19 protein-coding genes and 1 riboswitch are annotated in these 20345 nt (G+C 72.8%); of the genes, 11 read left to right on the top strand and 8 right to left on the bottom strand.

Annotated features, from left to right (window positions below):
• The first annotated feature begins 3 nt into the window (after positions 1–3).
• The 4 genes from OG811_RS13475 to OG811_RS13460 all read left to right on the top strand — a co-directional run bounded on the left by OG811_RS13475 (position 4) and on the right by OG811_RS13460 (position 4618).
• Entirely contained in the window at positions 4–2172 is a 2169-nt protein-coding gene (locus tag OG811_RS13475; RefSeq protein ID WP_406074583.1) for a 3-hydroxyacyl-CoA dehydrogenase NAD-binding domain-containing protein, read from the top strand.
• On the top strand, positions 2169–3302 hold the full coding sequence (locus tag OG811_RS13470; protein WP_406074581.1) for a CaiB/BaiF CoA transferase family protein: 1134 nt from the start codon (positions 2169–2171) through the stop codon (positions 3300–3302). Before OG811_RS13475 ends, OG811_RS13470 begins: the two co-directional genes overlap by 4 nt.
• A gap of 240 nt (positions 3303–3542) precedes the next feature.
• Entirely contained in the window at positions 3543–4220 is a 678-nt protein-coding gene (locus tag OG811_RS13465; RefSeq protein ID WP_406074580.1) for a hypothetical protein, read from the top strand.
• 122 nt (positions 4221–4342) lie between these two features.
• Positions 4343–4618 carry a hypothetical protein gene (locus OG811_RS13460; RefSeq protein ID WP_406074578.1) on the top strand — a complete coding sequence of 92 codons (276 nt, stop codon included), beginning with the start codon at positions 4343–4345 and terminating at the stop codon, positions 4616–4618.
• Here OG811_RS13460 and OG811_RS13455 read toward each other — a convergent pair whose 3' ends face one another.
• Together OG811_RS13455 and OG811_RS13450 are read right to left on the bottom strand one after the other, a co-directional pair.
• Positions 4619–5500, bottom strand: coding sequence for a cytochrome c oxidase assembly protein (locus OG811_RS13455; protein ID WP_406074576.1), 882 nt, complete (start codon positions 5498–5500; stop codon positions 4619–4621).
• A complete protein-coding gene (locus OG811_RS13450; protein WP_272615097.1) occupies positions 5497–5979 on the bottom strand; it encodes a DUF2243 domain-containing protein in 483 nt (160 codons plus the stop codon). The genes OG811_RS13455 and OG811_RS13450 overlap by 4 nt, the downstream gene beginning before the upstream one ends.
• Before the next feature lie 234 nt (positions 5980–6213).
• On the opposite strand from OG811_RS13450, the gene OG811_RS13445 reads away from it, so the two are divergent.
• From OG811_RS13445 to OG811_RS13430, 4 genes are all read left to right on the top strand, one after another.
• Positions 6214–7545, top strand: a complete 1332-nt coding sequence (locus tag OG811_RS13445; RefSeq protein WP_406074574.1) for a DUF2786 domain-containing protein — start codon at positions 6214–6216, stop codon at positions 7543–7545.
• A 148-nt stretch (positions 7546–7693) separates the two neighbouring features.
• Positions 7694–8050: a YciI family protein gene (locus OG811_RS13440; RefSeq protein ID WP_406075712.1), complete on the top strand. Its 357-nt coding sequence runs from the start codon at positions 7694–7696 to the stop codon at positions 8048–8050.
• A 32-nt stretch (positions 8051–8082) separates the two neighbouring features.
• On the top strand, positions 8083–9300 hold the full coding sequence (locus OG811_RS13435; protein ID WP_406075710.1) for an RNA polymerase sigma factor: 1218 nt from the start codon (positions 8083–8085) through the stop codon (positions 9298–9300).
• Between the two features lie 91 nt (positions 9301–9391).
• Positions 9392–10048 (top strand): class I SAM-dependent methyltransferase, encoded by a 657-nt coding sequence (locus OG811_RS13430; protein WP_406074573.1) that lies wholly within the window; start codon positions 9392–9394, stop codon positions 10046–10048.
• 273 nt (positions 10049–10321) lie between these two features.
• On the opposite strand, the gene OG811_RS13425 is transcribed toward OG811_RS13430, so the two are convergent.
• The 4 genes from OG811_RS13425 to OG811_RS13410 all read right to left on the bottom strand — a co-directional run bounded on the left by OG811_RS13425 (position 10322) and on the right by OG811_RS13410 (position 14007).
• A complete protein-coding gene (locus OG811_RS13425; RefSeq protein WP_139583988.1) occupies positions 10322–10495 on the bottom strand; it encodes a CsbD family protein in 174 nt (57 codons plus the stop codon).
• A 74-nt stretch (positions 10496–10569) separates the two neighbouring features.
• On the bottom strand, positions 10570–12816 hold the full coding sequence (locus OG811_RS13420) for a heavy metal translocating P-type ATPase (RefSeq protein WP_406074571.1): 2247 nt from the start codon (positions 12814–12816) through the stop codon (positions 10570–10572).
• Between the two features lie 11 nt (positions 12817–12827).
• Complete coding sequence (locus OG811_RS13415; protein ID WP_406074570.1) at positions 12828–13784, bottom strand: hypothetical protein; 957 nt, start codon at positions 13782–13784, stop codon at positions 12828–12830.
• Between the two features lie 13 nt (positions 13785–13797).
• On the bottom strand, positions 13798–14007 hold the full coding sequence (locus OG811_RS13410; RefSeq protein WP_354993094.1) for a copper ion binding protein: 210 nt from the start codon (positions 14005–14007) through the stop codon (positions 13798–13800).
• Between the two features lie 97 nt (positions 14008–14104).
• Between OG811_RS13410 and OG811_RS13405 the strand changes: the two genes are divergently transcribed.
• Positions 14105–14401, top strand: coding sequence for a metal-sensitive transcriptional regulator (locus OG811_RS13405; RefSeq protein WP_030329541.1), 297 nt, complete (start codon positions 14105–14107; stop codon positions 14399–14401).
• 6 nt (positions 14402–14407) lie between these two features.
• On the opposite strand, the gene OG811_RS13400 is transcribed toward OG811_RS13405, so the two are convergent.
• Entirely contained in the window at positions 14408–16465 is a 2058-nt protein-coding gene (locus OG811_RS13400; RefSeq protein WP_406074569.1) for a heavy metal translocating P-type ATPase, read from the bottom strand.
• A 309-nt stretch (positions 16466–16774) separates the two neighbouring features.
• Between OG811_RS13400 and OG811_RS13395 the strand changes: the two genes are divergently transcribed.
• Positions 16775–18049, top strand: coding sequence for a YibE/F family protein (locus tag OG811_RS13395; RefSeq protein ID WP_406074567.1), 1275 nt, complete (start codon positions 16775–16777; stop codon positions 18047–18049).
• Positions 18050–18215: 166 nt separating this feature from the next.
• Positions 18216–18346, top strand: a riboswitch (cyclic di-AMP (ydaO/yuaA leader).
• A gap of 4 nt (positions 18347–18350) precedes the next feature.
• Positions 18351–19370, top strand: a complete 1020-nt coding sequence (locus tag OG811_RS13390) for a coiled-coil domain-containing protein (RefSeq protein WP_406074565.1) — start codon at positions 18351–18353, stop codon at positions 19368–19370.
• A gap of 55 nt (positions 19371–19425) precedes the next feature.
• Here the strand turns inward: OG811_RS13390 and OG811_RS13385 are convergent, their stop codons facing one another.
• A complete protein-coding gene (locus OG811_RS13385; RefSeq protein ID WP_406074563.1) occupies positions 19426–20154 on the bottom strand; it encodes a carbonic anhydrase in 729 nt (242 codons plus the stop codon).
• Between the last annotated feature and the right edge of the window lie 191 nt (positions 20155–20345).

Raw genomic sequence — 20345 nt, 5'->3', positions numbered from 1 at the left:
ACCATGACCAACACCATCCGGTACGACCGCGGCGCCGACGGCATCGTCACCCTCACCCTGGACGACCCCGACCAGCCCGCCAACACCATGAACCGGGCGTACGCCACGTCCATGAGCAGGGTGCTCGACCGGCTGGAGGCTGAGCGCGACGAGCTGACCGGGGTCATCGTGACCAGCGCGAAGTCGACTTTCTTTGCCGGTGGTGACCTGCCGGAGATGATCCGGGCCACCCGCGCTGACGCGCCTGCGCTGACCGAACTGCTCAGCACCATCAAACGGGACCTGCGCCGACTGGAGACGCTGGGCCGGCCGGTGGTCGCCGCGGTCAACGGCTCCGCACTCGGCGGTGGCCTGGAGATCGCGCTCGCCTGCCACCACCGGATCGCGCTGGACGTGCCCGGCAGCCGGCTCGGGCTGCCCGAGGTGACGCTGGGCCTGCTGCCCGGGGCGGGCGGTGTCACCCGGACGGTACGGATGCTCGGCCTGGCCGGGGCGTTGACCACGGTGCTGCTCACCGGCCGACGGATGCGCCCGGCCGACGCCCTGGCCGCCGGTCTGGTCGACGAGGTGGTCGCCACCCCCACAGAGCTGTTGGATCACACACGGGCCTGGATCGCCGCCAACCCGCACCCAACGCAGCCGTGGGACCGGCCGGATTACCGGATGCCCGGCGGCACCCCGGCCAGCCGTTCACTGGCCGCACAGCTGCCCGCCTTTCCGGCCACCCTGCGTAAGCAGCTCAAGGGTGCCCGGTTGCCCGCACCCGAGGCGATTCTGGCCGCCGCCGTCGAGGGCGCACAGGTCGACCTGGAAACCGCGTTCACCGTGGAGACCCGCCACCTGATCGGCCTGCTCACCGGCCAGGTCGCCAAGAACATGATCGGTGCGTTCTTCTTCGACCTGAAGGCGGTCAACGGCGGCGCGGCCCGACCGACGGGGATCGACGTCGCTCCGGTGCGCCGGGTGGCGGTGCTCGGCGCCGGCATGATGGGCGCGGGCATCGCGTACGCCTGCGCCAGCGCCGGCCTGGACGTGGTGGTCAAGGACGTGAGCCCCGAGGCCGCTGGCCGTGCCCGGGAGCACGCGGAACGGCTGCTGGCCCGCAAGGTACGCAAGGGCCGCGCAACGGAGGCGGACGCCCGCACGGTGCTGGACCGCATCACCACCACCGACCAGGTCGACGCGCTGGCCGGCTGCGACGCGGTGATCGAGGCGGTCTTCGAGGACCCGGCGCTGAAGCGGACCGTCTTCGCCGAGGTGCTGCCGGTGCTGGCACCGGACGCCCTGCTCGCCTCCAACACCTCCACCCTGCCGATCACCGCGCTGGCCGCCGGGGTGGACCGACCGGCCGACTTCATCGGCATGCACTTCTTCTCCCCGGTGGATCGGATGCCACTGCTGGAGATCGTGGTGGGTGAGCGGACCGGCGACGCCGCGCTGGCGCGGGCGTTCGACCTGGGCCGGCGGATCGGCAAGACCCCGATCGTGGTCAACGACGGCCGGGGCTTCTTCACCAGCCGGGTGATCGGTCGGTTCCTCGACGAGGCGGTCGGCATGGTCGCCGAGGGTGTCCCCGCCGCGTCGGTCGAGCAGGCCGCCCTCCAGGCCGGCTACCCGACCGGGCCGCTGGCGCTGGCCGACGAGGTCAGTCTCACCCTGATCCAGCGGATCCGCCGCCAGTTCGAGGCCGCCAGCGAAGAGTTCCTGCCGCTGCCGGCGCACCGGCTCGTCGACGAGCTGGTCGACGCGTACGACCGGCCGGGGCGCGCCACCGGACGCGGCTTCTACGCGTACGACGACGGCACCCGGGGCCGGTTGTGGCCCGGTCTCGCCGACCTGACCACCGACGCCGGCCGGGCGGTGCCGTTCACCGACCTGCAGGAGCGGATGCTCTTCGCCGAGGCGCTCGACGCGCTGCGCTGCCTCGACGAGGGCGTGCTGCGGACCGAGACCGACGCCAACATCGGCTCGATCTTCGGCATCGGCTTCCCGGCCTGGACCGGCGGGGTGATCCGCTACGTCCGGCAGTACGCGGGCGGCCCGGCCGGCTTCGCGGCCCGCGCCACCGAGCTGGCCGACCTCTACGGCGACCGGTTCACGCCCCCCACCGACCTGGTGGACCGGCTCGCCGCGTCGACCGCCCGCCCGGCCGAACCAGCGGGCGTCGCGTGACGGCGTCGGGCGGGTCGGCGCGTGGCGGGCCGCTCGCCGGGGTGCGGGTGGTCGAACTCGCGAGCCTCGCCCCGGCGCCGTTCGGCTGCATGGTGCTCGCTGACCTGGGCGCGGACGTGGTGCGGGTGGACCGGCCGGGTGGACCGGGTGCGGGACGGCTGGCCGCGCCGACCGGCGGGCCGTTGCAGCGCGGCCGGCGGGTCACCACGCTGGACCTGAAATCCCCGACCGGAGTGACGGACCTGCTGCGCCTTGTGGATCGGGCGGACGTGCTGGTCGAGGCGTACCGGCCGGGGGTGGCCGAGCGGCTCGGCTTCGGGCCGGAGGTCTGCCAGGCCCGCAATCCCCGTCTGGTGTACGCGCGGATGACCGGCTGGGGTCAGGACGGCCCGCTGGCAGCCCGAGCCGGGCACGACATCGACTACATCGCGGTGGCCGGGGCGTTGGAGCCGCTGGGCCGCGCCGGGGAGCGCCCGTACGCGCCGATGAACCTGCTCGGTGACTTCGGCGGGGGCGGCATGCTGCTCGCCGTCGGCGTGCTGGCGGCACTGCTGGAACGGGAGCGCTCCGGCTTCGGCCAGGTGGTCGACGCGGCGATGGTGGACGGCTCCGCGCTGCTCACCTCGTTCCTGCACGGGCTGCTCGGCACCGGCCTGTGGGCCGCACCGCGCGGGCGCAACATGTTCGACGGCGGGGCACCGTTCTACGACACGTACCGCACCGCCGACGGTGGATTCATGGCCGTCGGCGCGATCGAACCGGCCTTCTACGCCGTACTGCTCAGCGGCCTCGACCTCGCCGACGACCCGGACCTGCCCGCCCAGTACGACCCGAGCGGCTGGGACGAACTGCGCCACCGGTTCACCGAGCGGTTCGCCGAACGGACCCGGGCCGAGTGGACGGCGGTCTTCGCCGACCTGGACGCCTGCGTCGCGCCGGTGCTCGCCCCCGGCGAGGCTCACCAGCACCCGCACAATGCGGCCCGGGACACCTTCGTCGAGGTGGGCGACGAGATCCAGCCCGCCCCGGCGCCCCGCTTCGACCGGACACCGGCCGCCCTGCCCACGCCAGCGCCGGACCCGGAGCGGGACGTCCAACCCGTCGACACGATCCTCACCGGCTGGCAGTGACGGACGGCGGCACACCCCGTCAACCGGCGACCAGGGCTAGGCTGCACGGGTGGCAGCGTGCCCCGAGCTGACCTGGCCGCGAGCCCTTCGGGGACGCGGTCGAGGTTCCTCCGGGGTAACCCCGGGGGCGTCACATCCACCTGGGCAGCACACCACAGGTGCGTCGGCACGCTTCGCGAGCCTCTGCACCCGTACGACCGGGCATCGTCGGGGCGCGCTGCCACCCTTCCCGGTGCGGCCGTGACGACGGTCGCCTCCCTGGCCGTCGCGCTCGGCGACGCGTTCCTCGCCGCCGAGCGGTGGCAGCGCGGCGGCCTGGTCGAATCGGGCGGGCGGGTGCTGGGCGTACGCCGACGGTGGCTGTGGCCGCTCGCGGTCGCGGTGCTCGCCGCGTACCCCCGTGCCCCGCACGACCGGCCCCGGGAGCTGGCCGCCTTCCTCGCGGACCTTGCGCTGCTGACCGAGGTGGTCGACGCGGCGCGGCAGCGCGGCCAACCGATCGTGGTCCGCGCCCGGCCGGTCACTCCGACCCGGACGGTCCGTCGGCCCTGGTCGACCCCGGTGCTGGACGACCTGGGTGACCTGGCCCGGCTGCTCGACCTGACCCCGGAACAGCTCGACTGGTACGCCGACCGGCGGGGAATGAACCGCCGCGCCGACGATCATCGGTTGCACCACTACCGGTACCGCTGGGCGGCCGGCGGTCGGTTGATCGAGGCCCCAAAGTCGCGGCTGCGCGCGCTGCACCGGCGTTTGCTCGCCGAGGTGCTGGGCCCGCTGCCGGGCTGGTGGTCAACGAACGGCCGGCGGTGCCGCGCACCGAGTACGACCTACTGCGCGCGATCCTGCACAACGCCGCCTGCACTGGCCTGGCCGCGCAGAACCACGCCGGTCATCCGGCGTTCGCCGAGCACCTGACCGGCCGCGTCGCCTGGCTGAGCCACGCCCACCCCACCCGATCCGCGAAACTGGCGAGGCTCCTGACCGCCGCCCTGGCTGGGCCGGTGCCGCGATCGGATCTTCCACGGGAGTGAATGAGTATGGGTACGAACAGTTGGAAGGGCCACGTCAACGGGATCCTCTACGGTATCCAGTTCGACCGGGCGCTCGACGACACAGTGGTGACCCGGGTCGCCTACGGGGTGACCGGCGGCCTCTACCCAGGTGAACGGGCCGAGACGCTGGAGGCGCTGGCCCATGCGCTGCGCCATCCAGGCCCCCTGAACGACCAGATCGAAACCCACCACAGCGAGGAGAGCATCCGCATTTTCCTCACCCAGCTCTCCGCAGCCCTGACCACCCCATCTTCGGGTTGATCAAGAGGTTTGCCTCAGAGAACCGTCCTTTGGTGACGTAAACCTCTTGATCACTCGGTGTGGCCGGGGGTGCCGCGCCCGGGCGGGGCGGTTGTACCAGGTGGCGAAGAGGGCTATCGCCAGCAACAGCTCTGCCAGGTCACCGCCGTAGTACATGAGTTGGGCGGCCGACTGGAGTGCCGCCGGGTCACGGTCGGTGAGGCCGGGCGGGAGGGTTCCGGCTTGCGCGTACAGGTACTTGGCCAGCACGGCGTGGCCGCCCGCCGCGCCGAGTAGCGCGCCGACCCGGACCGCCAGCCCCGGGCGACGCGGCGCCGGGTCCGGGCCCGCCAACGACCAGGCGAAGAGGTACCCGGCGGCCAGGTAGTGCAGGTGCAGGGCGTGGTGCAGAGCAGGCTGACGCTCCGCCGCCGCGTACAGCGGGGTGAGCAGGACCAGCGCCAGCCCGCCCGTGCTCAGCAGCGCGGCGGTGACCGGGTGGGCGATCAGGTGCAGCGGGCGGGCGCGCAGCAGCCGGCCCACCGCCCGACGTACCGGCGTTGGGGCGACCCGCAGCAGCAGCGTCACCGGGGCGCCGAGGACCAGCCCGAGCGGGGCCAGCATGCCGAGCAGCAGGTGCTGCGCCATGTGCCCGCGCGGGTCCTCGGGGAGTTGGGCCAGCGGCCCGACGGCAACCGCCAGTAGGGCGCAGCCGACCAGCCACGCGGCGGTGCGGCGGTGGTCCCACCCCCGTGGGTCGCGTACGGCGGCCAGCAGGTAGCCGCCCGCCAGCAACGCGACCGGGAGCAGCGGAAACCAGCTCGGCGCATCCGCCCCGTGCCCACCGTGCGCGAGCGTGGGCGGCGCGGACCAGCCCGGCAGGCCGGCGAGGACCGCCGTCACCGGGGGCCGTCGTCCGGCCGGCGGGACCGGGCCCACCACACCACGGCGGCGCCGGCCAGCAGCAGCACCGCGCCGGCCACGTTCCACACCACGTCGTACGGCACCAGGTGTACGCCGTAGCGGATCTGGTGCAGCCGGAGCACCTTGTGGTCGACCAGCCCGTCGAAGAGCTGGAAGCCTCCGGCGCCGAGCAGGAAGCCACCCCAGGCCAGCCGGGCCGACAGGGCACGTCGCCGGCGCAGGTCGGCGAACCAGAAGAACCCGCCGACCAGGGCGATCACCTCGGCGGCGTGCAGCAGCCCGTCCGAGAGCAGCGCCACTGACGGGGTGGACCGGTCGTAGAAGTGGTGCCAGGCCAGCAGCTGGTGAAAGACGATCTCATCCACCGCGGCCATGATCGCGATGCCGATCAGGACGCCGACGAGCGTGGAGGAACGAACGTCGACAGTCCGTGCGCCTGGCAGGCTCCGATCGGCCATCACACACCTCGCATCCATGCCGGGTCAGGGCTCCGAACCGGACGGATCATATCTACCGGAGTTTCTCCGGACGCTGTGGGAGTGATCGACACAAGTTCGGTGATACCGGGGTGTCCGGCCTGGTGGGACACCCCGACTTCTGGGATTTCGTGTTGGTCAGGGCTGCTGGGCGCCGCGCCCCGTCGCGTGCCGGCGGTGACCTCCCCGTTTCGCGACTCCCGCACGACTCACGGCATGATCATGGAACCTGAAGGGGCAGCGGATCCCGAGAAGGCAGCGAAGCACGAGAAGGAGGTGCCCGTGCCGGACGCGGACGAACTCGTCGCCAACGCACTCGCGGCGGTGCGCGGTACCGACGTACGGCAGGCCGAACGACAGCTGGACCAACTGATGGTCGGCACCGGCGCGGCGGACGGCACCACGGCGGTGGACGCCGCGCTGCTGCGTCGCCTGGTCCGCGGCCTGAGCCGGCTCTGGCCGCGCGGTTGGCAGCCGGTCGACGTGGACCGGATCATCAGCCGACGGCTCGACGCCCGATCGGCCCGGTTGGTCCGCGACGCGATGGCCGTCCAACGGCGCGAGCAGGCAGAGCCGGTCCCGGCCTGGTGGGACGAGCAGCTGCGAGAGCTGGCCGCCGAAGTGCGGTGGGACGACGACCTGGCCGTGCTGACCTACTGGTCGGCACATGTCGGGCTGGACCGGCCCGACGCGCTCCGCGCGGCCGTGGACATACTCGCGCTGGTGGAGGGCCTGCCGCCGATCGCGGTGCTGCGCCCACCGCCGGGCACGACCGGCGCGGCGACCGCCCGGACGGCCGGTAGGACCCGCAGCGGGTCGCCGATGCTGGACCGGGTGCGGGCCCTGCTGGCCAAGGCCGAGTCGACGACCTTCCCGGCCGAGGCGGAGGCGCTGACCGGTAAGGCGCAGGAGTTGATTGCCCGGCACAGCATCGACGAGGCGCTGCTGGCCGCCGGGTCGGAGCGCGGCGACCTGCCCGGCGGGGTACGGCTCAGCACCGACCCCCCGTACGCGGGCGCGAAGGCACTGCTGGTGCAGGAGGTGGCGGCGGCGAACCGGTGCGAGGCGGTCTGGTCCGACGATCTCGGCTTCGCCACCGTGCTGGGCTGGCCGGCCGACCTGGTGGCGGTGGAGTTGCTCTACACCTCGCTGCTCGTCCAGGCCACCGGGGCGATGCTGCGGGGGCGCGCCGAGCGGCGGCCGGGGTCGGGGCGGCGGACAAAGGTCTGGGACGAGTCCTTCCTCAACGCGTTCGCGCTGCGGATCGGCGAGCGGCTGGGCGCGGCCACCGAGGCGGCAACCGACGCGGCGGACCGGGCGGCAGCCGAGACGGCCGGGTCGGAGCGGCTGCTGCCGGTGCTCGCGGCGCGAGGCGAGGCGGTCCGGGAACGGCTGGACACGCTCTTCCCCGGTGTCACCCGGCACCGGCTCAGCGTCCGGGACGCCGAGGGCTGGTCGTCCGGCACCTCGGCCGCCGACCGGGCGTCGTTGGACGTGGGCGGGGGGCGCAAGCCCCGACAGGTGCCCGGCCGGCCCGACCCGCGCTGACCCCGTCCGGCGTGGGACCGCCACCGGAGGACTTTTCTGCGATTTCCTTCGGTACGCCGTAGGGGACGGGGTCTCGGCTCCGACCTTCCGGTGAACCGCCCCCCGACCGGGGTGCGGCCAATGCCTGAGGAGCGTCGCCGTGAAGTACATGCTGCTGATCTGGAACCGGCCCGGCTTCACCGAGGAGCTGACCGAGCAGGACCGTACCGCCCTCTTCGGCGAGGTCGACGAGATCATGAAGGAGCTGACCGAGACCGGTGAGCTGGTCGACGGCCAGGCGCTGGCCAACCCGTCGCAGACGTTGACGGTCCGGCTCGTCGACGGCAACCCCGAGATCGTCGACGGGCCGTTCATGGAGAGCAAGGAGCAGTTCGCCGGCTACCTGACCGTCGACTGCGACAGCCCACAGCGGGCCGCCGAGATCGCCGCCCGCTGGCCGGACGTACGGCACGGCGGCGCAATGGAGGTCCGCCCGGTCATGGAGCAGGCCGGAACGGAGATGTGACCGGCGACCGGACGGTCGAGGATCTGCTGCGCATGCTCGCGCCGCAGGTCCTCGGCCTGCTGGTCCGTCGGCACGGCCAGTTCGACCGCTGCGAGGACGCGGTCCAGGAGGCACTGCTCGCCGCCGCGACACAGTGGCCCGGGCAGGGCGTACCGGACAATCCCCGCGCCTGGTTGCTCACCGTGGCCACCCGCCGGCTCACCGACGAGTGGCGCAGTGAGAGCGCCCGCCGGGACCGCGAGGTGGCGGTGGCACTGCGCGAGCCGACGTACGCCGGGGTGGCGCCGGCGGCCGACGCGGAGCCGGCCGTCCCGGACGCCGACGACACACTCACCCTGCTGTTCCTCTGCTGCCACCCGGCGCTGACCGGATCGGCGCAGGTGGCGCTCACCCTGCGTGCGGTCGGCGGCCTCAGCACCGCCCAGATCGCCCGAGCACACCTGGTGCCGGAGGCGACGATGAGCCAACGGATCCGCCGGGCCAAGCAGCGGATCGAGGCCGCCGGAGCCCGGTTCGCCATGCCCGAACCGGGGGAGCGGAACGAGCGGCTGCGGACAGTGCTGCGCGTGCTCTACCTGATCTTCAACGAGGGGTACACCGCGTCCAGTGGCCCGGACCTGCACCGGGCCGAGCTGACCGGTGAGGCGATCCGGCTGGCCCGCATCCTGCACGGGCTGCTGCCCGACGACGGCGAGGTGGCCGGGCTGCTGGCACTCATGCTGCTCACCGACGCGCACCGGGCGGCCCGGCTCGGCCCGGACGGGGAGTTGGTGCCGCTGGCCGAGCAGGACCGCACCCGGTGGGACGCAGCCGCCATCGCGCAGGGGATCGCGCTGATCACCGAGGCGTTGACCTGGTCGCCGCCCGGCCCGTACCAGCTCCAGGCGGCGATCGCCGCGGTGCACGCCGAGGCGTCGACGGCGGCCGAGACGGACTGGCGGCAGATCGTCGCGCTCTACCGACTGCTGGCCCGGATCGCGCCGAACCCGATGGTCACCCTGAACCAGGCGGTGGCAGTGGCCATGGTGGACGGGCCCAGGGCCGGGCTCGCCCTGCTCACACCGCTGGACGCCGACGAGCGCACCGCCGGGCATCACCGGCTCGCCGCCGTCCGGGCCCACCTGCTCGAGTTGGCCGGGGACGCCGAGGCGGCGCGGGCGGCCTACCTGGCCGCGGCACGCGGCACCACGAGCCTGCCCGAGCAGCGGTACCTGGAGGTCCGGGCCGCCCGGCTGGCCGGACACCAGTGAGCGTGACCGGGTTGCCGTTTTGGCAACAATCTTTGCGCATGAACCGGTCACCGGCCAGAGTCGGTGGCGACGCGCAAAGGAGCAGGCACAGGTGACCGAGCAGCACGAGTTCGACAAGGACTACTGGGAGCGGCACTGGCAGCAGGCGCACCACGACCGCCCCGGCGCGATGAGCACGAACCCCGCGCACCCGTACCTGGCCCGGGAGACCGGCGCTCTGGTGCCGGGCTCGGCGCTGGACGCCGGGTGCGGCGCCGGCGCCGAGGCGATCTGGCTCGCCTCCCACGGCTGGCAGGTCACCGCGGTCGACATCGCCCCCGTCGCCCTCGCCCGGGCCGCCGAACGCGCGACCGGCAGCGGGGTGTCCGAGCGGGTGCGGTGGGTGGCGGCGGACCTGACGGCCTGGGCCCCGGAGGCGCGGTTCGACCTGGTCACGACGCACTACGCGCACCCCGCGATGCCACAGCTGGACTTCTACCACCGCATCGCCGGGTGGGTGGCGCCCGGTGGCACCCTCCTGATCGTCGGGCATCTGCACACCTCCGAAGCCACCGAGCAGGGGCACGGGCACGCACACGGGCGTGGACACCACCCGCCCGACGAGGCATCGGTCACCCTCGCGGACATCACCGCCGGTCTGGACGGCGCCAGCTGGGAGATCATCACCGCCGAGGAGCACCGCCGCACGGCGCCGGGCCGGGAGGCCCCGCTGCGCGACGTGGTCGTCCGCGCCACCCGACGCCGCTGAGCACACCGCTGCCGGCCGTCGGGCGGCGCGGACCACCCGACGGCCGGCAACGGCGGCGGTCACACCTCGGGTTCGATGGCCGGGCAGCTGGCACCCCGAGCGGGCACCGCCTGATCGATCAAAACCAGCCCTTGCACATGCCAAGGAAAGTTAGCAGGTGCCGTCGGGCGGAAGCGGAATCAGCGGGATCTCAGGGTCGCTGGAAAGGCCCCGACACACAGCACGCCGGGCCGGTGATTGATCACCGGCCCGGCGTGCGGGTTACGTCGTACGTCAGCTCTTGAAGGCGTCCTTGATCTTCTCACCGGCCTGCTTGAGCTTGGCGGTGGACTGGTCGGCACGGCCCTCAGCCTCGAGCTGCTCGTTGTCGGTGGCCCGACCGGCGCCTTCCTTCAGCTTGCCGGCCGCGTCCTCGCTGGCGTTGTTGATCTTGTCGTCGATACCCATTGCCAACCTCCAATGCAAGCGTCGCTACCACCACAGAGGTACCCCCGCCGTCGCCGGCCCAACCATCACCGCCGTCACAGATCACCGACGGCCGGGCGGAACCGGCGCAGTCGCAGACTGTTGGCCACCACGAAGACCGAGGACAGCGCCATCGTGGCACCGGCGATCATCGGGTTGAGCAGCCCGGCGGCGGCCAACGGCAGGGCCGCCACGTTGTAGCCGAACGCCCAGAACAGGTTGCCCCGGATGATGCCGAGCGTGCGGCGGGACAGGCGGATGGCATCCACCGCAGCGTCCAGGTCGCCCCGGACGAGGGTGAGGTCGGACGCCTCGATCGCCACGTCCGTGCCGGTGCCCATGGCCAGCCCGAGGTCGGCCTGGGCCAGCGCCGGGGCGTCGTTGACCCCGTCGCCGACCATCGCCACCGACCGCCCCTCGGCCTGGAGCCGCTTAACCACGTCGACCTTGCCGGCAGGCAGCACCTCGGCGATCACCTCGTCGATGCCCACCTCGGCGGCGACCGCGCGGGCCACGATGGTGTTGTCCCCGGTCAGCAGGACCGGGGTGAGCCCCAGCGCGCGCAGCCGGGCCACCGCCGCCCGACTGGTCGGCCGAACCACGTCGGCGACCGCGAGCACGCCCCGGGCCCGCCCGTCCCAGCCAGCGACGATCGCTGTACGTCCGGCGGCCTCCGCGTCGCTGCTGGCCCGCTCGACCTCCGGCGGCACGTCGATCTCGTGCTCGCGCAGCAGCCGGGCCCGGCCGACCAGCACGACCCGCCCGTCGACCGTGGCGGTCACACCCAGCCCTTCGAGGTTGCGGAAGCCGGTCACCGGGGGCAGCGCGCCCGCCTCGGCGGCACCCGCCGCGACCGCACGGGCGATCGGATGCTCGGAGGCAGCCTCCACCGCGCCGGCCAGCCGGAGCAGCTCCGCCCGGTCCTCCCCGCTCGCCGGCACCACGTCCACCAGGGTCATCCGGCCGGTCGTCACGGTGCCGGTCTTGTCCAGCACCACGGTGTCCACCCGGCGGGTCGACTCCAGCACCTCCGGCCCCTTGATCAGCACACCGAGCTGCGCGCCCCGGCCGGTGCCGACCAGCAACGCGGTCGGGGTGGCCAGCCCGAGCGCACACGGGCAGGCGATGATCAGCACGGCCACGGCGGCGGTGAACGCGGCGGTCGGGCCGGCCCCGGTGCCGAGCCACCAGCCGAGGGTGCCCACGGCCAGCGTGATGACGATCGGCACGAAGACGCCGGAGATCCGGTCGGCGAGCCGCTGCACGGCCGCCTTGCCACTCTGCGCCTGCTCGACCAGGTCGGCCATCCGGGCGAGTTGGGTGTCCGCGCCAACCCGCGTCGCGGTGACGACCAGCCGCCCGCCCGCGTTGATCGTGGCACCGACCACGCTGTCACCCGGGCCGACCTCGACCGGCACCGACTCACCGGTGAGCATGCTGGCGTCGACGGCAGAGGTGCCCTCGTCGACCACGCCGTCGGTGGAGATCTTTTCCCCGGGGCGGACCACGAACCGGTCACCGACGGCGAGCCGGTCCACGGGAATCAGGGTCTCCACCCCGTCGCGCAGCACCGCCACCTCCTTGGCCCCGAGTTCGAGCAGAGCGCGCAGGGCGGCACCGGCGGTCCGCTTGGATCGTGCCTCGAAGTAGCGGCCGGCCAGGATGAACACGGTGACCCCGGCGGCCGCCTCCAGGTAGATGTTGCCGGCGCCGTCGGTGCGGGTGATGTCGAAGCGGAACGGGTGCGTCATCCCAGGCATCCCGGCGTCACCGAGGAAGAGCGCCCAGAGCGACCAGCCGAACGCCGCCAGTGTGCCGAGCGAGACCAGCGTGTCCATGGTTGCCGCGCCGTGCCGCAGGTTGGTCCAGGCGGCCCGGTGGAACGGCAGCCCACCCCAGACCACCACCGGGGCGGCCAGGGTCAGCGACAGCCACTGCCAGTAGTCGAACTGCCAGGCCGGGACCATGGCCAGCAGGACCACCGGCACGCTCAACGCCACCGAAACCCAGAGCCGGGTACGCGGGCCGCTCAGCGGATCCGCCGGCGGCTCGGCGGTCGGCGGGGCCGGCAGTGCGGCCTTGTATCCGGTCTTCTGCACGGTCTCGATCAGGTCGTCCGGCGTGACGCCGTCGGCGTACCGGACGGTCGCCTTCTCGGTGGCGTAGTTGACGGTGGCGCTCACCCCGTCCATCCGGTTGAGCTTCTTCTCGATCCGGGCGGCGCAGGCGGCGCAGGTCATCCCGCCGATCGACAACTGGATCTGGTTCGGCGCCTCGGGCAGCGGTCGGCTGGTGGTGGTCATCTCTGGTCCCGTCAGTTGTGCCCGTGCCCGGGGGTGCCGTGGTCGGCGCCGCCGGTCGGTGCGGGTCCGCTCGGGTCGCCCCCGGCCGGTGGAGCGTCGGCCGGTGAGGTGCCGGTGACGACGGTGAACTCGGCGGTGTGCACCGCCCCGCCGTGCCGGAAGTCAAGGTAGAGCCGGTAGCTGCCAGCCGAGGGCACGTCGGCGCGGAAGGTGACCGCCGGGCCGGGTTGGGTCCGGCCGTCGCCGGGCGTCCCGTCCGGGTGCACATGCAGGTACGCCAGGTCGCCCCGGCGCAGTGCCACCAGGTGCCCGTACGCGCCCAGGTAGGGCTCCAGGTCGGTGACCGGCTGCCCGCTCCGGCTCACGGTGAAGGTCAGCGGCGACGTGCTGCCGGGTTGCGGCGCACCGGTCAGGGTGACCGTGTAGCCGTCGACGGTGGTGCTGGTCGCCGGGGCGGGCAACGGCCGTTCGGTCAGCTCACCGGGAATTGTCACGTCCACGCCGAGGGTCAGCGGCTCGCCCCCGGTCGGGGTGAAGTCGGCGAACGCCCGCCACTGCCCGGGGCCGGCCAGCGGGGTGTCGACCCGCCAGGTGCCGTCCGGGGCCAGGTCGGGGTGCACGTGGCGGAAGCCGGAGAGGTCCCGTCGGGCGACGATCAGGTGCATCCGCTTGTCGTGCGCCACGTCGTACCGGGTCACCGGGCGCCTGTCCGGTCCGGTGACCCGGAAGGCGAACTCGTCGGCCGGGGCGTCGACCGGTTCGAGGGTGTAGCCGCGGTCGGAGACGAGCAGGCCGCCGGGGAGCCGGTCGGTCGCCTGGTCGTGCTCCCCCGTCGCGTGGGCGGCACCGCCGTCGTGCCCGCTGTCGGCGACCGGGGCGGGGTCGACCAGACGGCCGATCCCGTATGTCGCGCCAAAGACCGCCGCCAGACCGACGGCAAACCCGGCCAATCTCGTCACGGTGCGCATGCCGGCCCTCCGATCACGCGTCGACGAGGTCGTAGCCGGCCTCGTCGACAGCGGCCCGGACAACCCCGGTGTCCAGCGGCTGGTCGCTGCTGACGGTGACCCGGCCGGCCGCGAGGTCGACCTGGACGTCACGCACGCCCTCGATGGCGCCAACCTCGGCGCTCACCGCGCTGACGCAGTGCCCACAGGTCATGCCCTGCACCTGGTACGTCGTGTTGACCATCGAATCGTCTCCCTTGCGCCAGTACCGATACCCGGTTGGGGTATGTCGTCAGAACAGGACGTTAGCATACCCCCCAGGGGTAAGCTATCCTCGTCGCATGACCGCACCCACCCCGATCCGCGGATACACCGCCAGCAAGGACCAACTGCTCGCGCGGCTCCGCCGTGTCGAGGGGCAGGTCCGCGGCATCGAGAAGATGGTCGACGACGACCGCTACTGCATCGACGTGCTCACCCAGATCTCCGCGATCCAGGCCGCCCTCGACAAGGTGGCGCTCGGGCTGCTCGACGGGCACGCCCGGCACTGCATGCACGAGGGGGCGGCCGAGGGCCGGGCCGACGAGATGGCCACCGAGATGATGGCGGCTGTCGGCCGGCTGATGAAGCGCGGCTGACAGCCCTCAGTCCGGCGCCGGGTCGAGACGGACCCGGCGCAGCAACTGCGCGTTGAGCGCCACCACGATGGTGGACGCGGACATCAGCACCGCCGCCACCGCCGGGCTCAACGCCACCCCGGCCCGGGCCAGCACCCCGGCCGCCAGCGGCAGCGCCACCACGTTGTAGCCCGCCGCCCAGGCCAGGTTCTGCCGCATCTTGCGATACGACGCCCGGGACAGCCGGACCACGGCACCGACCCCGCGCGGGTCCGACGACGCCAGCACCACCCCGGCGGATTCGATCGCCACATCGGTGCCCGCGCCGATCGCGATGCCCACATCGGCACGGGCCAACGCCGGGGCGTCGTTCACCCCGTCGCCGACCATCGCCACGGTCAACCCCCGGCGCTGGAGTTCGGCCACCCGGTCGTCCTTCTCCGCCGGCAGCACCTCGGCGAAGACCTCGTCGACGCCGGGCCGGAAGCCGAGTTCGGCCGCGACCGCCTCGGCCACCGACCGAGCGTCACCCGTGATCATGGCGATCGTCCGGACGCCCTCGGCACGCAGCTCGGCGATGGCCCGCCGTGCCTCCGGACGCACCTCGTCGGTCAACGCGAACGCGCCGAGCACGGTCTGCGGCAGCCGCACCAGATGCAGCACCGCGGCACCCCGCGCCGACCACCGCCCAGTCGCCGCCTCCAGCTCCGCCGGGAGCGGCAGGCCCAGTTCCCGCAGCAGCACCGGCCCGCCCACCGCGTACTCCGTACCGTCGATGGTGGCCTGCACACCGCGGCCCGGCAGCGACCGGAACCCGGCGGCCGGGAGCGGGCCTGCGGGCCCGGCCGCCGCCACGATCGCCCGAGCCAACGGATGTTCACTGTCCGACTCGACGCCCGCCGCGATCCGCAGCACCTCGTCCCGCTCGGCGCCAGGTGCCGTCACCAGGTCGGTGAGGGCGTGCTCGCCCCGGGTCAGCGTGCCGGTCTTGTCGAAGAGCACCGCGCCGACGGTCCGCATCCGCTCCAACGCCAACCGGTCCTTGACCAGGATCCCGGACCGCGCGGCCAGCGCGGTGGAGAGGGCCACGACCAGGGGAATGGCGAGTCCCAACGCGTGCGGGCAGGCGATCACCAGGACGGTGACCGCGCGGACCACCGCCTCGTCCGGCTGGCCGAGGACGGTCCAGACCAGCACGGTCAACACAGCGGTGCCGGTGGCCAGGTAGAACAGCGCGGCGGCGAACCGGTCGGCCAGCAGTTGGGCCCGCCCGCCGGAGGCCTGGGCCTGCGCGACCATCCGCTGGATGCCGGCGAGCGCGGTGTGCTCGCCCAGCGCCTCGACGCGGACCCGGATCGCCGAGTCGGTGGCGACGGTGCCGGCCACCACCCGGTCGCCCGGCGAACGGGCGACCGGCCGCGACTCGCCAGTGATCATCGACTCGTCCAGTTCGGCGCCGCCGTCGACGATCCGGCCGTCCGCCGGCACCCGACCCCCTGGGCGGACCAGCACCACGTCACCAACCCGCAGGTCGGTCACCGGCACCGCCTCGACCCGTCCGTCCGCCGCCACCCGCTCGGCCTCGTCCGGTAGCAGCGCGGCCAGCGCCGCAAGCGCTCCCCGGGCCTGCCCGATGGCCTTCATCTCCTGCCAGTGCCCGAGCAGCATGATGGTGACCAGCGCGGCCAACTCCCACCAGAAGTCCAGGTCAAAGGCGCCGACGCTGGTGGCCAGGGACGCGGTGTAGGCGACGGTGATCGCCATCGCGACGAGCAGCATCATGCCGGGTGCCCGGTCCCGCACCTCCCGGACCGCGCCGACCAGGAACGGCCAACCGCCCCACCAGAACACCACCGAGCCGAGCACCGGACCCACCCAGGAACGGCCGGGGACCTTCCCGCTCAGGCCCAGCTGATCCGACACGAGGTGGCTGGTCAGGACCACCGGGACGGTGAGCACCAGGCAGACCCAGAAGCGGTGACGAAACATCGCGGGATCGTGCCCGGCGTGCTTGTCGTGCTGCACGTGCGCGGCGGGGGCCGCGTGCTGCTGGCGGTCCGGTTCGGGTGGCGACGGGTCGGGCATGTCTCCAACATGCCGCGCCGGGGGCCCCACATGGGCGGTTCAGCCGCCGACACTCCGCCACGACCTACAGCCCCGGATCGGGGTGGTTAGCATTCCCCACGATGATCCCCCGTCAACCGTCGCACAGTCGAGCACCGGCGCCTCCATCCCGTGGCCCAGCCCCCGCCCAGCCGGACCCGGCACTGACCGTCAGTGATCAAGTGCTCGTCAGCCAGCGATCCGCCGCGCCGCTCGGTCCGTATTCGCGGTGGCGGTGAACCGACCGGCCCGCTGACACGTACCCCGCACCGGATCGTTGGGAGTCTCGCCTTGGGTTCCGACCACACCCGTCCCGCTCCGTCCGCCCCGCCCCGGGTGCGACGGATCCTCGTCATGACCGTGGTGCCCCTGTTCGTCGCTACCGTGCTCGCCGCGGTGCTGCTCTGGCCGCGCGGCGGCCCACCGCAGACCGACGGTGGGGCGGACGTACCGCGCTATCCCGGCACGGTGACCCGGGTGGTCACCGAGCCGTGCCCGCCGGTGCCGTCGGCCCCCGAGGGCGCGCCGAGGTTCGGCGCCGGGCCGTGCGGCACGGTCGACGTCCGGGTCGACGACGGGCCGACCGCCGGCCAGAAGGTGCAGACACCGGTGCCCGACGGGCCCGGTGCCCCGAGGGTCGACGTCGGCGACGAGGTCATCCTGGTCGAGCTGACTGATCCGGCCGATCCCGCCACCAGCAGCTGGAACATCGCCGAGCACCAGCGCGGCACCCCGATGGTGTGGCTGGCAGTGGTCTTCGCCGCGGCGATCGTGGCGTTCGGTCGGTGGCGGGGCCTGGCCGCGCTCGCCGGGCTGGCCGCCAGCTTCGCCATCCTGCTCACCTTCGTGCTGCCGGGCATCGGCGCCGGCAGATCACCCCTGCTGGTGGCGGTGGTCGGCGCGGCCCTCATCATGTTCGTCGTGCTCTATCTGACGCACGGGGTCACCGCGCAGACCTCGGTCGCGGTCCTCGGCACCCTCGGCAGCCTGGTGCTGACCGGCGTGCTCGCCACCATCGCCACGGCCGCAACCCACCTCACCGGCTTCGGCAGCGAGGATGCCACCACCCTGTCGATGTTCCAGGGCGACGTGGACCTGCACGGCCTGCTGCTCGCCGGGATCATCATCGGCTCGCTCGGGGTGCTCGACGACGTGACGGTCACCCAGGCCGCCACCGTCACCGAGCTGGCGAACGCGAACCCCGGGCTGACCCGGTTGCAGCTGTACCGTGCGGCCACCCGGGTCGGCCGCGCGCACATCGCCTCCACGGTCAACACCATCGTGCTGGCGTACGCGGGCGCGTCTCTACCGCTGCTGCTCCTGCTCACCGCCGACTCGCGACCGATCGGGCAGATCCTCACCAGCGAGTTCCTCGCGCAGGAAATCGTCCGTAGCGCCGTCGCCACACTCGGTCTGATCGCGGCCGTGCCGCTGACCACCGGGCTGGCCGCGGTGGTGACCGCCGCCGGGCGCGCAGACGAGCCGGATCAACCGCGGACCCCGCCCTTATTCACCGCCGCCGATCGGTGGCCGGAGCCGGACAGGAGCACGGAAACGGCATGGTGACACTCCTCAGCGTGACCAGATCAGGTATCCGCCCTGAGAACCACGCCACTGGTCACTCAACGCTATGGCGAAATGACACTTTTGATCGGCATCCAGGCGTAGCTCACCCGGCCGGCTCTCAGGTAACCTCGCTGCCGGTTACCGATGAAGGCGCGACGCGGCGCCTGCGGTGCCACCGCCCAATCGCCAACCGGCGAACCGGGGACCCAGGTACCTGGGGTGAATCCGCGTCAGCGGTAGGGGCCACTTCCGCCCCGAACCCGTCAGCTAACCCGGTCGGCGGTCGACGGAAGGGAACATTGTGACGGCACCCCTACGCCGCTGGTTGACACCCGTGGTGGCCGTGATCGCCGCACTGACTGTGCTCGCCGGTCCCCTCCCGGCCAACGCCGCCCCGACGACCCCCACACCGTCCGGGCACGAGGAGGACAACGAGCCCAAGCTGCTCAACGACGTCATCGAGCAGGCCAACCGCGACTACTCCGCCGCCAAGTCCAAGCTGGACAAATCCAAGAAGCGGCAGCAGGAGCTGGCCCTGGAGGTCCACCGGGCCAAGGCCGACCTGGACGCGCTGGCCCCACAGGTCGGGCAGATCGCCGCCCAGTCGTATCGGACCGGCCGGATCGGGGCGATCGCGATGCTGCTGGAGAGCGACGCTCCCGACTCGTTCGTCGAGCGCGCCGCGGCGCTCGACGAGATGAACATGGTCAACGAGAAGAAGCTCGCCGAGGTCAACACGGTGAAGGCCCGCGCCGAGCAAGCCAAGCTGGCCCTCGACACGGAGGTCCGCGAGCAGCAGAAGCAGACCGCCGTGATGGCGAAGCGGAAGAGCGAGGCGGACAAGGCGCTTTCCCTGGTCGGCGGGAAGGGCTTCACCGGCGGTCTGGTGGACGCCACGTCGATGGTCGCGAAGATCGGCCCGGGTCGCACCGCGGACGGTGACTGGAAGCCCCAGTCGTGCAGCGAGAATGACCCGACCACTTCCGGCTGCGTCACCGCCCGGACGCTGCACGCGTACAAGGAGGTCAAGCGGGCGGGCTTCAACCGGTTCGTCGGCTGTTACCGCTCCGGCGGGCCGTGGGAGCACCCGAAGGGCCGCGCCTGCGACTGGTCGCTGCAGAAGAGCGGCTTCGCCCCGTGGCACAACGACGACACCCGGACGTACGGCAACAACGTCGCCGCGTTCCTCATCCGTAACGCCGACCGGCTCGGCATCTACTACGTGATCTGGAACCGGCAGATCTGGTTCCCGGCGACCGGCTGGAGTTCGTACAGCGGGCCGTCGAACCACACCGACCACGTCCACATGTCGCTGCTCTGACCCGCACAATCCTCTCGAGGGCCGTTCCGCGTCGCGCGGGGCGGCCCTCGACGCGTCAGGCGGCGGAAGGCGTGGCCGGATCGGTCGATCCGGCAGGCACGTCGAGCGTCCCGAAGCCGGCCGGCACGGCGGCCACCAGGCGCACCGCTCCGGCGGCGAGTCGGTACGACACACCCACCACCGCGCACCGCCCCTGCGCCACCTCGTCGGCCAGCACGGGCGACTGCCTCAGCAGCGTCTCGACGGTCTGCGCGATGTGGATGTCGACGATGCCGTCGATGTCGTCCACGCCCTCGGCTCCGGCCCGGCGCAGGCTGGGCAGCACGGCGTCGACCACCGCCCGCAGGTGCCCACGAGGTGGGGTGCCGGTCGCGGCGACCTCCCGGGCCGCCTGCACCGCGCCGCACGAGTCGTGGCCGAGCACCACCACCAGCGGGGTGCCGAGCACGGTCACCGCGTACTCCACGCTGCCGAGCACCTCCGGGCCGGCGGTGTGCCCGGCCGTACGGACCACGAACAGGTCACCCAGCCCGCGGTCGAAGATGATCTCGGCAGCCAGGCGGGAGTCGGAGCAGCCGACGATCACCGCGAACGGGTGCTGCCCGTCGGCCACGGCAGCCCGGTGCCCGGCATCCTGATTGGGATGGCGTGGGGCACCGCTCACGAAGCGCCGGTTGCCGGCGGCCAGCTCGGCGTACGCCCGGGCCGGTTCGCCGAGCGCGTACGCCCGGTCGGTGGTCCGCTGCGGACCCGGCTGCCCGCTGGGAGTTCCGGTCTGGCTCATTCCCGCACCTCGTCTCGACGCATTTGACCTGGTCAACGGGCTCTTCGCCCGGGCGGCGGGCGCTGGCTCGGTCACCACCGTCACACGCACCGTAAGGTACGTCAAGATATACGTGATATAGATTTCATACGTTGACCTCGGTTCGACCCTGGGTAACGGCCCGAGGGCAGGGCGGACAAGACTCCCGTCGT

The organism is Micromonospora sp. NBC_01638, assembly GCF_045209745.1.
In the GTDB taxonomy this organism is placed as follows: Bacteria; Actinomycetota; Actinomycetes; order Mycobacteriales; family Micromonosporaceae; genus Micromonospora.
Note: the sequence above shows the minus strand (reverse complement) of the source record. Positions and strands in the feature narration are given on the sequence as shown.

Coding starts and splice junctions, on each gene's coding strand:
- OG811_RS13400 (WP_406074569.1), bottom strand. CDS start 16,465: ATGCCCGACCCGTCGCCACCCGAACCGGACCGCCAGCAGCACGCGGCC.
- OG811_RS13425 (WP_139583988.1), bottom strand. CDS start 10,495: ATGGGTATCGACGACAAGATCAACAACGCCAGCGAGGACGCGGCCGGC.
- OG811_RS13385 (WP_406074563.1), bottom strand. CDS start 20,154: ATGAGCCAGACCGGAACTCCCAGCGGGCAGCCGGGTCCGCAGCGGACC.
- OG811_RS13410 (WP_354993094.1), bottom strand. CDS start 14,007: ATGGTCAACACGACGTACCAGGTGCAGGGCATGACCTGTGGGCACTGC.
- OG811_RS13450 (WP_272615097.1), bottom strand. CDS start 5,979: ATGGCCGATCGGAGCCTGCCAGGCGCACGGACTGTCGACGTTCGTTCC.
- OG811_RS13445 (WP_406074574.1), top strand. CDS start 6,214: ATGATCATGGAACCTGAAGGGGCAGCGGATCCCGAGAAGGCAGCGAAG.
- OG811_RS13420 (WP_406074571.1), bottom strand. CDS start 12,816: ATGACCACCACCAGCCGACCGCTGCCCGAGGCGCCGAACCAGATCCAG.
- OG811_RS13475 (WP_406074583.1), top strand. CDS start 4: ATGACCAACACCATCCGGTACGACCGCGGCGCCGACGGCATCGTCACC.
- OG811_RS13460 (WP_406074578.1), top strand. CDS start 4,343: ATGGGTACGAACAGTTGGAAGGGCCACGTCAACGGGATCCTCTACGGT.
- OG811_RS13415 (WP_406074570.1), bottom strand. CDS start 13,784: ATGCGCACCGTGACGAGATTGGCCGGGTTTGCCGTCGGTCTGGCGGCG.
- OG811_RS13440 (WP_406075712.1), top strand. CDS start 7,694: ATGCTGCTGATCTGGAACCGGCCCGGCTTCACCGAGGAGCTGACCGAG.
- OG811_RS13435 (WP_406075710.1), top strand. CDS start 8,083: ATGCTCGCGCCGCAGGTCCTCGGCCTGCTGGTCCGTCGGCACGGCCAG.
- OG811_RS13405 (WP_030329541.1), top strand. CDS start 14,105: ATGACCGCACCCACCCCGATCCGCGGATACACCGCCAGCAAGGACCAA.